The organism is Aestuarium zhoushanense (assembly GCF_056431045.1).
Map to the genome: position 1 here is coordinate 444,967 of NZ_JBWKMA010000022.1, position 13,505 is coordinate 458,471.

General features: G+C 58.4%; 16 protein-coding genes. 7 read left to right on the top strand and 9 right to left on the bottom strand.

From position 1 onward, the window contains the following. The first annotated feature begins 17 nt into the window (after positions 1 to 17). Entirely contained in the window at positions 18 to 926 is a 909-nt protein-coding gene (locus tag AC07ED_RS09625; RefSeq protein ID WP_245918064.1) for a hypothetical protein, read from the top strand. A 39-nt stretch (positions 927 to 965) separates the two neighbouring features. On the opposite strand, the gene AC07ED_RS09630 is transcribed toward AC07ED_RS09625, so the two are convergent. Then, entirely contained in the window at positions 966 to 1,214 is a 249-nt protein-coding gene (locus tag AC07ED_RS09630; protein WP_105235595.1) for a DUF2312 domain-containing protein, read from the bottom strand. Positions 1,215 to 1,335: 121 nt separating this feature from the next. Here AC07ED_RS09630 and AC07ED_RS09635 point away from each other — a divergent pair, with 121 nt between their 5' ends. After that, positions 1,336 to 1,551 (top strand): hypothetical protein, encoded by a 216-nt coding sequence (locus tag AC07ED_RS09635; RefSeq protein WP_105235596.1) that lies wholly within the window; start codon positions 1,336 to 1,338, stop codon positions 1,549 to 1,551. On the opposite strand, the gene AC07ED_RS09640 is transcribed toward AC07ED_RS09635, so the two are convergent. From AC07ED_RS09640 to AC07ED_RS09650, 3 genes are all read right to left on the bottom strand, one after another. Next, positions 1,548 to 2,873 carry an enoyl-CoA hydratase/isomerase family protein gene (locus AC07ED_RS09640; protein ID WP_105235597.1) on the bottom strand — a complete coding sequence of 442 codons (1,326 nt, stop codon included), beginning with the start codon at positions 2,871 to 2,873 and terminating at the stop codon, positions 1,548 to 1,550. The two genes, AC07ED_RS09635 and AC07ED_RS09640, sit on opposite strands and share 4 nt — an antisense overlap. Before the next feature lie 167 nt (positions 2,874 to 3,040). Beyond that, positions 3,041 to 3,253 (bottom strand): hypothetical protein, encoded by a 213-nt coding sequence (locus tag AC07ED_RS09645; protein WP_105235598.1) that lies wholly within the window; start codon positions 3,251 to 3,253, stop codon positions 3,041 to 3,043. Positions 3,254 to 3,339: 86 nt separating this feature from the next. Next, the gene (locus AC07ED_RS09650) at positions 3,340 to 3,663 is read right to left on the bottom strand and encodes an ArsR/SmtB family transcription factor (RefSeq protein WP_067548182.1); all 324 of its coding nucleotides are present in this window, start codon (positions 3,661 to 3,663) and stop codon (positions 3,340 to 3,342) included. A 275-nt stretch (positions 3,664 to 3,938) separates the two neighbouring features. Here AC07ED_RS09650 and AC07ED_RS09655 point away from each other — a divergent pair, with 275 nt between their 5' ends. From AC07ED_RS09655 to AC07ED_RS09665, 3 genes are read left to right on the top strand one after another with little or no spacing between them, the layout of a single operon-like run. After that, complete coding sequence (locus AC07ED_RS09655) at positions 3,939 to 4,382, top strand: YeeE/YedE family protein (protein WP_105235599.1); 444 nt, start codon at positions 3,939 to 3,941, stop codon at positions 4,380 to 4,382. Next, on the top strand, positions 4,382 to 4,813 hold the full coding sequence (locus tag AC07ED_RS09660) for a DUF6691 family protein (RefSeq protein WP_105235600.1): 432 nt from the start codon (positions 4,382 to 4,384) through the stop codon (positions 4,811 to 4,813). Before AC07ED_RS09655 ends, AC07ED_RS09660 begins: the two co-directional genes overlap by 1 nt. Before the next feature lie 9 nt (positions 4,814 to 4,822). Then, positions 4,823 to 5,248, top strand: a complete 426-nt coding sequence (locus tag AC07ED_RS09665; RefSeq protein ID WP_105235601.1) for a protein tyrosine phosphatase family protein — start codon at positions 4,823 to 4,825, stop codon at positions 5,246 to 5,248. Here AC07ED_RS09665 and AC07ED_RS09670 read toward each other — a convergent pair. The 5 genes from AC07ED_RS09670 to AC07ED_RS09690 all read right to left on the bottom strand — a co-directional run bounded on the left by AC07ED_RS09670 (position 5,207) and on the right by AC07ED_RS09690 (position 10,857). Next, a complete protein-coding gene (locus AC07ED_RS09670; protein ID WP_158664538.1) occupies positions 5,207 to 6,106 on the bottom strand; it encodes a FliM/FliN family flagellar motor C-terminal domain-containing protein in 900 nt (299 codons plus the stop codon). The two genes, AC07ED_RS09665 and AC07ED_RS09670, sit on opposite strands and share 42 nt — an antisense overlap. 43 nt (positions 6,107 to 6,149) lie before the next feature. Then, positions 6,150 to 8,837, bottom strand: coding sequence for a sensor histidine kinase (locus AC07ED_RS09675; RefSeq protein ID WP_105235603.1), 2,688 nt, complete (start codon positions 8,835 to 8,837; stop codon positions 6,150 to 6,152). After that, positions 8,837 to 9,085: a hypothetical protein gene (locus tag AC07ED_RS09680; protein WP_105235604.1), complete on the bottom strand. Its 249-nt coding sequence runs from the start codon at positions 9,083 to 9,085 to the stop codon at positions 8,837 to 8,839. The genes AC07ED_RS09675 and AC07ED_RS09680 overlap by 1 nt, the downstream gene beginning before the upstream one ends. Positions 9,086 to 9,090: 5 nt before the next feature. Then, positions 9,091 to 9,459, bottom strand: coding sequence for a response regulator transcription factor (locus AC07ED_RS09685; protein WP_067548200.1), 369 nt, complete (start codon positions 9,457 to 9,459; stop codon positions 9,091 to 9,093). 75 nt (positions 9,460 to 9,534) lie between these two features. Further along, complete coding sequence (locus tag AC07ED_RS09690; protein WP_478242135.1) at positions 9,535 to 10,857, bottom strand: short-chain fatty acyl-CoA regulator family protein; 1,323 nt, start codon at positions 10,855 to 10,857, stop codon at positions 9,535 to 9,537. Positions 10,858 to 11,043: 186 nt separating this feature from the next. Here AC07ED_RS09690 and AC07ED_RS09695 point away from each other — a divergent pair, with 186 nt between their 5' ends. Together AC07ED_RS09695 and AC07ED_RS09700 are read left to right on the top strand one after the other, a co-directional pair. Beyond that, complete coding sequence (locus tag AC07ED_RS09695) at positions 11,044 to 12,387, top strand: substrate-binding protein (RefSeq protein ID WP_105235606.1); 1,344 nt, start codon at positions 11,044 to 11,046, stop codon at positions 12,385 to 12,387. Between the two features lie 95 nt (positions 12,388 to 12,482). Next, positions 12,483 to 13,505, top strand: coding sequence for a branched-chain amino acid ABC transporter permease (locus tag AC07ED_RS09700; RefSeq protein ID WP_105235607.1), 1,023 nt, complete (start codon positions 12,483 to 12,485; stop codon positions 13,503 to 13,505).

A 13,505-nucleotide genomic window follows, 5' to 3' on the forward strand; every position in this document is an offset into this window, starting at 1 on the left:
CCAGAAAAGCCCTTATATTGGGGCAACAAAAAGCAGAACAGAAAGACGACATGGAAATCGCGGTTCATATCGGCGCAAGCTGCACGGATGACGAGCGGCTTATCAAAAGCTTGCTCAAAAATGCGGACAGCTTTGCGCAACAGGGCGTGATCGTGCCGCAACCGAACCGCTATCGTCGCCTGTTGCGGGAAACCATGCACAACCTTCAGGGTCAGGTCCCCGCCGCAGAAACGCGCGACATTCTGATTGATGCGATCCTTGAGGACCAAGAGGGCCACCGCGTTGTCCTCAGCAACCCCGATTTCATCTGCGTGCCGAACCGTATCTTTGAAGGCGGGGAGTTTTATTCGCTCGCCTCTGCCAAGGCGCAGACGCTGCGCGACCTGTTCCCACGTGATCAGGTGTCGCTCTATATCGGCATCCGCAACCCAGCGACGTTCTTGCCCGAGGCGCTCAAGGCGTCCAAGGCGGAAACGCTGGATGATTTCATGCGAGGCGCGCGACTGGATCAGGTGCGCTGGTCCGATGTGATTGAACGGCTTCTCGACAATGCGCCCGGCATCCCTGTGACCGTTTGGTGCAACGAGGACACGCCGTTTATCTGGGCGCAGCTTATTCGCGAGGTGTCAGGCGTTGATCCGATGACGCGGATCACGGGAGGTTTTGACCTCTTGCAAACGATCATGAGCCGCGAAGGGATGCACCGCTTTCTGGCCTATATCAAATCACATCCGCCCCAGACCGAGGCGAAAAAGCGCAAGGTGATCGCCACCTTCCTAGAGCGGTTTGCCCTAGAGGATCAGATCGTCGAAGATATCGAGATTGAAGGCTGGACCGATGATATGGTCGAACATATCACCGCCGCCTACGAGGACGATCTGGAACTGATCGCTCAAATGCCAGGTGTGAAGTTCATTCAACCCTAGCGGCAAACGTCAGGGCGGCATGGGGCCGCCCCGCACGGATTACATGCCCAATGCAGCCTTATACATGTCGAGGATCGCTTCCTCTTCGGCGATGTCGTTTGCATCGCGTTTGCGCAGCGAAATGACCTTGCGCATGACTTTGGGGTCGTAGCCACGACCCTTGGCTTCAGCCATCACTTCTTTGATGCTGTCAGCGATGTCTTTCTTTTCGGCTTCCAGACGTTCGACGCGTTCAATGAACTGGCGCAGCTCTTGGCTTGCAACGCTTTCGGTGACGGAATCGGACATAGGAGCTCCTTCATTTCGGGTTGGGCGCAATCCCTAACCCCTGCCCCGCCGCTTGCCAAGACCCTTGCCAAGCTCATATCCCCGCGTTAGGCGAAACCCCGCAACACAGAGGGAGACGACGATGGACCTGCTGATCTGGATCGGTGCCGCAATCACGGCAATTGGTGTCTGCGGCTTGCTGTGGACCGTGGTTCTGGTGCGCGCTGCGAAAAAAGCCGCGACCGATGACGACGACCTTCGCAAACGTCTGGGCAAGGTGATCCCGATCAACCTTGGTATGCTGTTGTTGTCTGTGATGGGCCTGATGGCTGTGATCCTGGGGATCAGCCTCGGTTAAGGGCGCTGGACGCTGATCGCGTCAAAGCCCATCAGATATTTCGCCGCTTCATCCATCATGCGCGGCACAGTCCACACAGGGCTTTCGACCTGCCAGTCGCGCATCTTTTCGCGTAGGTGAACGATCCCGATTTCGCGGGCGGCATGCATAGGGCCGCTGTGCCACCGCGGGAATCCCATCCCGATCACGGCCACCGCATCAATATCCGCCGCACGCCGTGCGAGGCCGTCTTGGAGGATGCGCCCACCCTCGCCCGCGATCGCACCGATCAGACGTTCGGTGATCTCTGTCCGATCCTGCGGCGATACGCGCTCTGGCTCAGCACCGAAGTGACCTTGGGCAAAGCCGTAGTCGATCATCACCGCGTCAATCGCACCCTTCGATCGACCCATCGCGAACATCATTTCCGCCGCGATAACCTGCGACCGCCGCAGACGTTTCAGAATATCCTGCGCTTTTGGCCCGAGAACCCGCCGCCGCGTCTCTGCATCTCGGGTCACCATGTCGGCGGGCAATTGATGCTCTGCTGCAAACAAACGGCGCAAGGCAGTGGACTGCGGATCGGCAAGGGATTGCTGCCAACGTTCCTCTTCGAACTCTAGCCCGATATCAAACGGCAACATCGCTGCCGCCTCAACCGCATCAATATAGAGCGTTTTCACACGCAACGGATCACGCTCTGCCGTTTTGCGGGCCTTGGCGATCGCATCGAAATATTTCGGATCACGCAGCCCCTTGGTCATGTCACGCACACGTCGCAACGGCGATTTATGAGTGATCAGGTGTTCCGCAAATTGCAGCGTTGCCGCACGAATACCACCCGTCACAATCCCGTCGATGAGGCCAGACAGTTTCGCCTGCTCTGCCGTGACGGGCCTGCCGCTGAGCAGCATATCCAACGCACTCGCCGCCCCAACGAGGCGCGGCAAACGCTGGGTTGCACCAGCAGGCGACAACAGTCCCAAAGACGCCTCAGGCACGGCGAGCCTACAGGAAGCTTCGGCCAGTCGGTAATGCGCAGCAAGCGCCAATTCAACACCCCCAGACAGAACCATTCCGCGCAGACCAACGATCACAGGCACGGGCAGGTTTTCGATCTTTTGGCAAATGCTCCGCAGCGACGGCGCATCGTCGAGTTTATCCATCTGACGCACATCTACGCCCGCGCAGAAGGTGTCACCTTCGCCCGTGATCGACACCGCCATCACGTCGTCGCGCAGGGCCAACTGATCCAGCAGACGGTCGAGTTCAACGCGCAGCGCATGGGTCAGCGCATTCACAGGCGGAGAGGCAAGCACAATGACCGCAACGCCATCGCGCATTCGGAATTTCACTAAATTCGACAAACTGCCCAAGTCCTACTCACCGACTGCTTTGCCAGACTTTGGGCCCGCGCAGAGGCAAAGAGCAAGCCTTTGCCGCCGTTTCAGGTGCAAAAACAAGCATTTCGCAGGAATTCACGCCCGTTTCGTCGCCTCAGCGCCACATCCTAGATCGGCATATTGTCAAATTGGGCTTCGACGGCTTCGTCGATCAGGCGCATATCCAGATCCTGTAGACGTGGCGGAACAGGGACGCCTTCGTCCGCCATTTGTTTCAGGATCGCATGATATTTGGGCTGGAGCCGATGCCGATGCGCGGCATCGCGCTGCATGTCGTCAAGGATGGCGTAGAGTTTTGCTTCGAGTTCGTGCTGTGTCATGTCCGCTCCTCTTGGGTCGGTCAGCGGGACAGTCCCGCTGAATGACCCAAGGTAACGCCGGGCGGATTACCGCGCCATGACACACGTCAAGGTGCGGCAGGAACCGGACAGAAGACTTCGTACAGACGTTCGAGGATCGGACCAACGCGCGGGTCCGCCAAACGGTAACGAATGGTGCGGCCTTCACGATCGCACGAGACCAAGCCCTCGGACCGCATACGTGCCAACTGACCCGACACATAGGACTGCGACGCACCGAGCATCTCTTCAAGCTCGCCAACACACCGCTCTCCGGGAAGAAGAGCACAAAGAATACGCAAGCGAGCGGGGTTCGAAAGAACCTTCATCACTTCTGCTGCTTCGTCTGCTGCCTTATCCATGGCCTCCGCCGTGATTGCCAGATCGTCCATTACGTCCTCATAAATTTAATAACCCACATATTAAACTATTGCAATACGTGACCAGTGCTCTATTTTCAGTGCCAGACGAGCTAGCAAAGAATCTGGTCAGGACCGCTGCAATGTCCAATACGCCAAAGGTTCGGCTTCGTCCGCGATTGTAACGCAGATAACGCGAAACACATCGTATTTCAAATATAACGACGCTGAAAGGTGTCGTTCCTTATGTGTAAATGGGTCGTTTGCCCACTCTCGCCAACTCTTGGGAACTAAACAGGACAAAAAATATGCAGATTGAATGGATCTTCGGCCTTGCCGGAGGTGTGCTCATTGGATTGGGCGGTGCCGTATACCTTTTGGTGAACGGGCGCATCATGGGGGCATCGGGCATCATCGGTGGAATCGTTGACGGCAGCGCAGGCAGCCAAAAGGCCGAACGCGCATGGTTCATTGCTGGCCTTTTCGGTGTCCCAACCGTGCTCGCCCTCCTCTTTGGCAACCTCCAAGGTGACGGCCCTGCACAAACCTATGCCACTGAAAACCTCTGGGCGGTCGTCGTGGCTGGCCTCTTGGTCGGCGTCGGCACTCGGATCGCGAATGGATGCACCTCGGGCCATGGCGTCTGCGGCATCTCCCGCCTGTCGCTGCGTGGCATCGTCGCCACCGTCTTTTACATCGTCGCAGGCGGCTTTGGCGTGATCCTGTTCAAACATTTGCTGGGGTGGGTGTAATGCGCAATCTCTTTTCCGCGATTTCTGGCGGCCTCTTTGGTGCTGGCCTTTTCGTGTCTGGCATGACCGACACCCGCAAAGTTCAGGGCTGGCTCGACGTGTTCGGCGAATGGGACCCGACGCTTGCCTTTGTGATGGGTGGCGCGATCATCCCGATGTTCTTTGCGTGGCGTTGGACCGAAGGGCGTATGCCCGCCTTGGGCGGTATGTTCCCGCCGAAACCGAATCCGGTGATCGGTCGCAACCTCGTCCTCGGGTCCACTCTGTTCGGATTCGGCTGGGGTCTGGTCGGCCTTTGCCCCGGTCCGTCGATTGCTTCGCTCTTTTATGGTGGCATTCAGGGTACAGTTTTCGTCCTCGCGATGGGCGCAGGCATGTGGTTCGCACCTTCGATCAAAGCACGTCTGGACGGAGCCGCTCCGGCGGTTTAATCCTGCGCTATGGATATACGCACGATCACTGACAGCTATGCTGTGACCCCGCAAATCACCCCCGAAGACCTCGACGCGATCAAAGCGGCAGGGTTCGTGGCGGTTATCAATAACCGTCCCGATTCGGAGATCCCGCCGGAGTGGCAGTCTGACGCGATGAAGATCGCCGTTGAGGGCGCAGGATTGACCTATGTGGTCAACCCCGTCACCCACGCAGGGCTGAACATGGACATGGTCGCGTTGCAGATGGCGACCATCGAGTCCGCTGGTGGCCCTGTGCTGGCCTATTGCGCATCGGGCACACGGTCGTCGATCGTTTGGTCCTTGGGTATGGCAGGCAAAATGCCGACTGAAGCGATCATCAACGCGACTGCACGTGCGGGCTATGACCTCTCAGGTCTCGCTGCCCGTATCGATGGCCTCGCTGAGGGGTAAGGGCGCGGCCTGACGGGGCGGATCTGCCACCGTCACCTCTGACAATTGCGCGGGCTGCGCGGGTTCAATCCGCACGGCCCGTTGCCCCGCCATCTGGCCCAAACGGCCCATGGCAACGCAGGTTCTATCTGGCCCTTCCAGACGCACGGACCCGACCGTCGCCCCGTAGAGCGGCACAACAGCCCCCACAGACAAACCTTCGACCTGCGCTAGCGGCAGCGAAATACGTGCAAGGATGCCGTTCAGTTGCGCGTGTGTCTCTAGAACCGACTGACGCAAGTCATCTGCCCATTGGCTCGACGGTTCTTTGGCCTGAGGTTTCGGCGCTGGAGGAAGCGCAACCACCAACTCAGCTGCGCGTAATGTGTCGCCAAACCTGATGGCAAACCGCGCAACGCGATAGGTCGTCGCGGCCAATATCATAGGCACCTGACGCGGTGTGGGGATCGATGCGCCGATCGTCACCGCAGTCAGCCAGTCCGCCAAGTCCGTGTCCGCCAATCCTCCCATAAGGTGATCAAAACAGGCGGCCAAGAACGGCAAACACAACGCGCGATCTGTGGCGGTCATTGGACGCGCTGCCGTCTCACGATCCACCACACGACCAATCGTCTGTATCTGCGTCAGCGCCGCGACGAGCGTTGGATCACAGGCCAACAGCCCAACAGCGATCCCACGGTCGAGCCCGATGATCACCCCGTCAGACAGCGACGCCGCGAGGTCGTCCACATCAACATCGGACAACGCAACATCGACGGACGCAGGAACACCGAACACCCGATCAAACGCCCGCACGACCGCCAACCGCAAGGCACGGTCAGGCGTCCCGACTGGCGCGTCGGGGGCCTTGCGTAACATGCGGTTTAAGACGGGCGTATCCATGGCCCGATGACATTATCCCTCAGCGCGTTAGCGCGGGGTTAACGGCGGCTGGCAAAACGACACGAAACGCAGCACCACCCTGCCCCGGAAGGTAAGTGATTGTGCCACCCAAGCGGGTCATAATCTCGCGACAAATGGCGAGGCCGAGGCCCGCACCGCCCGCTTTGCGATGATCGGACAACCGCGAGAATTTCTCAAAGATCACCTGTTGGTTCTCTTTGGTGATCCCCGCACCGTTGTCGATGAAATCAACCACCCATTCGCCCGCGACCTTGCGCGGTTCAATTCGCAGAACAGGACGCTTTGCATCGCAGTATTTGCCCGCGTTTGCGATGAGGTTGATAAAGACCTGCGTCAGACGATCCAGATCGGTGTAGAGCGGAATGGTCTCTTCGCCATCGCGCCGTTTCACCGTGATCGCCGTGGGGCTATGCGCCGTCGCCGAAACCGCACGATCAATGACTGTCTTAAGGTTGCCTTGCGCCATGTTCAGCGTCACCTGACCGTTTTCCAATACGCTGAGGTCCAGAAGGTCGTCGAGCAAGCGAGTCAACCGCATCGCCTCATCATGAATGATGCCCGAATACTTCGACAGCTCTTCGTCTGACATCCCGCCTTCGCGCAGGATTTCAGAGAAGGATCGGATGGAGGTCATCGGCGTCCGCAGTTCGTGGCTGATCTGGGACAGGAAGGCGTCCTTTTGGATCGACAACTGGGTGAGTTTTTCGTTGGCATCGCGCAGCTGACGGGCGGTGCGTTCTTGCTCTGCCGATTTCTGCTCCAGTCGGTTGGAGTATTCCATGATCTGCGCGGCCTCGTCCGCCACGGCGATCAGGTCCTCGACGGACACGGACGCACCTTGGATGAATTGACCAACCATCGCGTGGGCTGTTGCGGCCCCCACCGACCCCGCCAATTCCCGCTCTAGGTTCTGAACAAACTCCGGCGTCACCTCGGGCAGATAGCCCGCCTTGCCCTGCCGCTGCGCCTCTTGCTGGAACAGCACCTGCGCTTCGTTCGAACCAAGGATACGCTGCGCCATAATCAACAAATCTTCTGCCTCAGCAGTTGAGGTCGTCCACGCCCGCGCCCCTTCGGAGTGTTCAAAGATGTTGACGAATTGCGCACCCTGCAACCGTTCCAGCGGCTGCGGGAAGGTCAGGACAGAGCCAAAGAAAAACGCGACAGAGTTCAGCAACATCGACCACATCAGCGCATGGATCAGGGGGTCGATTTCCGTGATCCCAAAGAGCGCCTGCGGACGGAGCGCCGCAATCCCGAACGGCCCATGATCAATGACCGTTTGCGGCAGAATACCATCAGGCCCAAAGGACGGCAGGAACAGCGACCATGCCCAGATGACAAAGCCGACGGTGATGCCTGCCACAGCACCCCAACGGGTCGCACCACGCCAGAAAATCCCGCCGATCATCGCGGGGAGAACCTGCACGACGCCTGCGAATGAGATCAGACCGATGGCGGCGAGTGCTTCACCGCCACCCGAAAGGCGGAAGTAAATGTAACCGAGCAGCAGAACTCCCGCGATGGACAGGCGGCGCGCGCCGATCACCAACTGACGGATGTCGCCAGAGACCACCGCCCCCGGCCCTTTGGACGAAAGCCAGAGCGGCGTCACGATGTGGTTCGAGATCATCGTCGCCAGCGCAATCGTTGCCACGATCACCATTGAGGTCGCGGACGAGAACCCACCAAGGAACGAGAAGATCGCCAACCCGTCGAGCCCTTGGCTCAGCGGGATGGTCAGAACGAACAAGTCGGGGTTGGACCCTTCAGGCAGGATTGTCAGACCCACCACCGCAATCGGCACGACGAAAAGACTCATCGTCAGGAGGTAGAGAGGAAAAGCCCAGCTCGCGGTGATCAGGTTCTTTTCATCGGCGTTTTCGACGACTAGAACCTGAAACATACGCGGCAGGGTCAGAAATGCAGCGCCCGATAGAAACGTCAGCCCCACCCAGCGGCCGCTGGATTGCTGCCATTGCGCGATGTCAGATGTGTCGATCAGGTCGATCATCGGGCCAAAGCCGCCCGCAACGCCCCAGACCACAAAGACACCAACCGCAACCAAGGCGCATAGTTTCACCACCGCCTCAACCGCGATCGCCATAACGATCCCGTGGTGGCGTTCGTTCGCATCAAGGTTCCGCGTGCCAAAGATGATTGTAAACACGGCAAGGCCCAAGGCGACCCATAGGGCGGACCGGGTCAGGTCTTCGCTCAACCAGCTGTCGCCCGCGGCATCGGCAAAGACCGCGAAAGACAACGTTACAGACTGGAGCTGCAGCGCGAGGTAGGGCGTGGCGGCCACCACCATCAACAGCGTCACCATCACGCCCAGCGCGGTCGATTTCCCGAACCGCGATGACACGAGGTCTGCGATCGATGTGATCCGCTGGCTGCGCCCGATCCGCACCAATTTTCGCAGAACCCACCACCAGCCGATCATCACAACCGTCGGACCGAGGTAGATCGTCAGATACTCTAGCCCCGACCGCGCCGCATAGCCCACCGCGCCGTAAAACGTCCAAGCCGTGCAATAGATCGACAGAGAGAGTGTGTAGATCCACGGTGACCGCAGCCACGCGCCCGACCCCTTTTCCGCGCTTCGTTCGGCAGCAAAGGCGATGACAAAAAGGAACGCGACATAGGCGAGCGCCACAGCCAGCAGGAGGTTAAACGACACCATCACCGATCATCGCTCCGATCAGTGGCCAGAAAACGAGCGATCCCTGCCGAAATGCCCAGAGCGCAGAACCAGACCGTAAAGAGATAGATCAGCGCATCCGCCGTGCCGAGTTCGCCATTTCGGTCCCACAATAGCGGAATACAGAAAAGAATCCCGATTAGAACAGGCAGCACACGCGCCACGTCACGCATACGGCGGCGGCGATATCCTGCGCGTTCGAGAAAGGTATTTTTGGTAGGCCGCGCCATCGCGCTTAGTCACGCACCAAGGCGCGCACGCTTTCCAGAACTTCAGCGTTCGAAAACGGTTTGGTCATGAATTGCGTCACACCGAGCCGTTCAGCCATCTCGCGGTCTCGGGTTTGGCCCCGCGCGGTCAGCATCAGAACAGGTAGGTCTGTGGTTTCGGGGGACTCGCGCAGGTCGCGCAGAATATCAAAGCCGCTTTTGCCAGGCAGCATAACGTCCAAAATGATCAGATCGGGCGGCGTCGCAGTAATCCGTTCGTTTGCGGTTTCACCATCGGAATGGGTATGCACGGTCCACCCGTCTCGCGACAGGATAAAGCTGATCGCCTCAATGATGTTCGGTTCATCTTCGATGACCAAAACCCGTTTTGCCATTCCTCAGCCCCTCCCAAGACGTCGGTTTCCGCCTGACTATCACCGTATTAGGCGCCACTGTCAAAGCTGTGATTGTTAAACCGCATCCTCGTTCAAGATCGACGGTTCGCGGCGGGCGCGGCAACCACTGCGGGGACAAATTCGGCAGGATGTGCCGACAGGATCGGCAGGACCGCCCGAGGGTGTCACCGACCGCACCAGCATGACGGCCTCCATCGTTGCGGGCGCGTCAAAGCTCGCGGCACCTGCGGGGGACGCAATCGCATAGCAACGGAACCGCCCGCCGCCCTCAACCGGCAACTGCACATCACGGCGAATGGGCTGCATCGGTTGACTAAAAGCGCGGAACAGCGGCCAGAGCGGACAGGCCGCCGCCGCACGGGGCAACCCGAAACCAGAAACCTGACGCTGCAATGTAATCGCCCCCGCCGCATCGCAGATCACGAGGCCAAAGGCGGGATGGCCGCTTTCGGACGGCAAAGTCGCGAGCCGTCGCATTGCCGCCGCCAAAGGCACGCCAAAACGACCCGCCAACAGCGCGGGATCATGACCCACCTCAATCGCTGCCGCCGAGAACTCCTTCAGCGGCATTGTTTCAGCATCGGCGAGGTAGCGCGTCCGATAATCCGCTAACAGGGCCGAAGCCGCCTTGGACCGTAGCATCGGCGCACGTTGGGGCGCGCCATCGCCCTCAAGATACGGCAAGTGGAACCCCTGCGCATCGAGGTAGGTTTCTAATTCTTCTTGAGGGGACAGCGACGCGGTGCCCTCTTCGCTCGGCGCATCGAGGTAGGACACAAGCGCCCGCGAGGCTTCGGCCAAACGCTGACTGTCCTCATATATATTACGGTGGAACCGACGTTCCCAATCGCGGTCAATATCGTCATCACTGACAAGGATCGACGCCGCAGATCGGATCGAGGTCACCGACGAAATCACCTCGTGCAAGGATGTCGCCAGCTGAGGGTCGTGGGCCAGTCGGTCGGTCAACACTTTGACCCGCGCCTCTAGTTCATCGATCCGCTTATCCTGACGCACAACGAGCGAGGCCCAACCGATGAAACGGCCCGCGAAATCCTCTGTCCGCGACACCTCTGCCCCAGCCGCCCGATCCCGCGCAGCAGAAGCGCGCAACTGATCCAAGAGCGCCGTTTCCGCCCCTTCGGTCAGCGCAGATGGGTCCACTTGCATCGCCCGCGCGAGGTCGTTGAGCAGTTTTCCTGCGATTCTGCGACGGTTGTGTTCGATCAAATTCAGGTAGGAGGCCGATATTCCGACCGCATTTGCCAGATCAGTTTGTCGTATACCAAGGTCGACACGCCGTTCGCGAATTCTGGACCCTGTTAACTGGCGCTGCACCATCGTGATTCCTTCAACGTTTTCAGTCTGTTTCCGCACCTGCGAGAAAACGATTTTACAACGTATACCATGGCATTGTGATTTTCTTTACAAAAAAATCATTATATCCAAGTGACTTGTTGCCCGATTTTCGAAACTCCCTTGATAATGACCTTGCATGTAAAAATGCTTTTCGCATCGGGAAGGAGGAGCCCGGCGCGGATTTTCACAATAGGGAGGATAATAATGTCCAATAAATTCTCGCGTCGTGGCGTGCTGAAGTCTGGCGCTATCGCCGGCTCTGGCCTGCTTCTGCCGACTTACCTACGCGCTGAAAGCCACAGCGGCTTTACCAATGCCCCAACAGGCAGCGAAGTCGTGTTTGGTTTCAACGTTCCGCAAACTGGCCCCTACTCTGAGGAAGGTCTCGACGAACTGCGCGCATTCCAGCTCGCTGTTGAGCACCTGAACGGCGAAGGCGACGGCGGTATGCTGAACACCTTCTCGTCCAAAGCACTCGATGGCGCTGGCATCTTGGGTAAGAAAGTGACCTTCGTCACTGGTGACACCCAGACCAAATCTGACGTTGCACGTGCATCCGCACAGTCGATGATCCAGAAAGACGGCGCTGTGATGATCACTGGCGGTTCGTCCTCGGGCGTGGCTGTTGCTGTTCAGGGTTTGTGTCAAGAAGCTGGCGTGATCTTCATGGCCGCTCTGACCCACTCGAACGACACAACCGGTAAAGACCGCAAGGCGAACGGTTTCCGTCACTTCTTTAACGCCTACATGTCGGGTGCTGCTCTGGCTCCGGTTCTGGGCAACGTCTATGGCACCGAACGTCGCGCGTATCACCTGACCGCTGACTACACTTGGGGCTGGACACAAGAAGAGTCGATCGCGGCATCCACCGAAGCTCTCGGCTGGCAGACCGTTGAGAAGGTTCGCACGCCAGTTGGCGCAGGCGACTTCTCGTCCTACATCGCACCAGTTCTGAACTCGGGCGCAGATGTTCTGATCCTGAACCACTACGGCGGGGACATGGTGAACTCGCTGTCGCAAGCAGTTCAGTTCGGTCTTCGTGATAAGATGGTGAACGGCAAGCAGTTCGAAATCGTTGTTCCGCTTTATTCGGAACTGATGGCGGCTGGTGCTGGTTCGAACATCCAAGGCGTATACGGTTCAATGAACTGGAACTGGCAGCTGCAAGACGCTGGCACCCAGGCCTTCGTAAAATCGTTCGGCGAAAAATATGGCCGTCCGCCGTCAAACGCTGCACACACCTCGTATGTTCAGACCATGCTCTATGCAGATGCTGTAACCCGCGCAGGTACCTTCAACCCATGTGGCGTTGTCGAAGCTCTCGAAGATTTCGAATTCGACGGCATGGGCAACGGTCCGGTTCTGTACCGCGGTGCAGACCACCAGTGCTTCAAAGACGTTCTGGTTATGAAAGGCGCAGAGAACCCGACCAACGAATACGACACGCTGGAAATCGTTGAAACGACCCCGCGTGCTCAGGTCGAATACGCACCGGATCACCCGATGTTCGCCGGTGGCGACCTCGGTCAGTGTAACCCGGGCGCTTAATCACCACTCACATAGGCCGGTCGCGCACAATGCGCGGCCGGTTCGCCCCCGTCAACGCACGGGGGTTTAGCCACTCCCAAGACAGGGCGGGGACAATGGACGCTATTATCCTGCAGTTTTTCAATGGCCTTGAAAAAGGCTCGGCCTACGCGCTGATCGCGTTGGGCCTTACTCTCATCTTCGGCACATTGGGTGTTGTGAACTTTGCGCACGGTGCGCTGTTCATGATCGGCGCCTTCTGCGCTGTGACCTTGCGCAAGGTTTTCGAAATTTCGAAAGTCTCGCTCGATCCGACCAAGACCGACTTCTTGGGCAAACCTCTCGAGGTTAAGACCCCCTACGTCGAGGCATGGTTCGGTGAATCCATCGGGTCTGCGATGATCAACTATTCCGTGCCGCTGGCCATCCTACTGACCATCCCCGTGATGCTCTTTGTCGGTTGGGCGATGGAGCGCGGACTGATCAAACACTTCTACAAACGCCCTCATGCGGACCAGATCCTTGTGACCTTTGGTCTGGCGATCGTGCTGCAAGAGATCGTGAAGTATTTCTTTGGCGCGAACCCGATCCAGATGATGGCACCGTCCGACTACTCGGGCACCGTGAACATCGGTGCGATGCTGGGCATGGATATCTTCTATCCTGTATGGCGTTTGGTTTACTTCTTCTTCTCGGCTGTGATCATCGGCGGCGTCTTTGCCTTCCTTCAGTTCACCACCTTCGGGATGGTTGTTCGCGCAGGTATGGCTGACCGTGAAACGGTGGGCCTTCTGGGGATCGACATCGACAAACGCTTTACCCTGATGTTCGGCCTCGCTGCTGGCGTCGCGGGTCTGGCGGGCGTGATGTATACGCCGATCCTGTCGCCGAACTACCACATGGGTATGGACTTCCTCGTGCTGTCCTTTGTTGTGGTGGTTGTAGGTGGCATGGGTTCGCTTCCGGGCGCTGTGGCTGCGGGCTTCCTCTTGGGCATTCTGCAGTCCTTTGCATCGCTCAACGAAGTCAAAGCGATCATCCCCGGCATCGACCAGATCATCATCTACCTCGTCGCCATCGTCATTCTACTTACCCGTCCACGTGGCCTCATGGGTCGCAAGGGCGTGATGGAGGACTAA

What these genes read in the sequence shown, in the direction of transcription:
- AC07ED_RS09660 (WP_105235600.1), top strand. Translation starts at nt 4,382, where the DNA reads ATGCGCAATCTCTTTTCCGCGATTTCTGGCGGCCTCTTTGGTGCTGGC.
- AC07ED_RS09675 (WP_105235603.1), bottom strand. Translation starts at nt 8,837, where the DNA reads ATGGTGTCGTTTAACCTCCTGCTGGCTGTGGCGCTCGCCTATGTCGCG.
- AC07ED_RS09635 (WP_105235596.1), top strand. Translation starts at nt 1,336, where the DNA reads ATGGACCTGCTGATCTGGATCGGTGCCGCAATCACGGCAATTGGTGTC.
- AC07ED_RS09670 (WP_158664538.1), bottom strand. Translation starts at nt 6,106, where the DNA reads ATGTTACGCAAGGCCCCCGACGCGCCAGTCGGGACGCCTGACCGTGCC.
- AC07ED_RS09700 (WP_105235607.1), top strand. Translation starts at nt 12,483, where the DNA reads ATGGACGCTATTATCCTGCAGTTTTTCAATGGCCTTGAAAAAGGCTCG.
- AC07ED_RS09650 (WP_067548182.1), bottom strand. Translation starts at nt 3,663, where the DNA reads ATGGACGATCTGGCAATCACGGCGGAGGCCATGGATAAGGCAGCAGAC.
- AC07ED_RS09665 (WP_105235601.1), top strand. Translation starts at nt 4,823, where the DNA reads ATGGATATACGCACGATCACTGACAGCTATGCTGTGACCCCGCAAATC.
- AC07ED_RS09655 (WP_105235599.1), top strand. Translation starts at nt 3,939, where the DNA reads ATGCAGATTGAATGGATCTTCGGCCTTGCCGGAGGTGTGCTCATTGGA.
- AC07ED_RS09680 (WP_105235604.1), bottom strand. Translation starts at nt 9,085, where the DNA reads ATGGCGCGGCCTACCAAAAATACCTTTCTCGAACGCGCAGGATATCGC.
- AC07ED_RS09645 (WP_105235598.1), bottom strand. Translation starts at nt 3,253, where the DNA reads ATGACACAGCACGAACTCGAAGCAAAACTCTACGCCATCCTTGACGAC.
- AC07ED_RS09630 (WP_105235595.1), bottom strand. Translation starts at nt 1,214, where the DNA reads ATGTCCGATTCCGTCACCGAAAGCGTTGCAAGCCAAGAGCTGCGCCAG.
- AC07ED_RS09640 (WP_105235597.1), bottom strand. Translation starts at nt 2,873, where the DNA reads ATGCGCGATGGCGTTGCGGTCATTGTGCTTGCCTCTCCGCCTGTGAAT.
- AC07ED_RS09695 (WP_105235606.1), top strand. Translation starts at nt 11,044, where the DNA reads ATGTCCAATAAATTCTCGCGTCGTGGCGTGCTGAAGTCTGGCGCTATC.
- AC07ED_RS09685 (WP_067548200.1), bottom strand. Translation starts at nt 9,459, where the DNA reads ATGGCAAAACGGGTTTTGGTCATCGAAGATGAACCGAACATCATTGAG.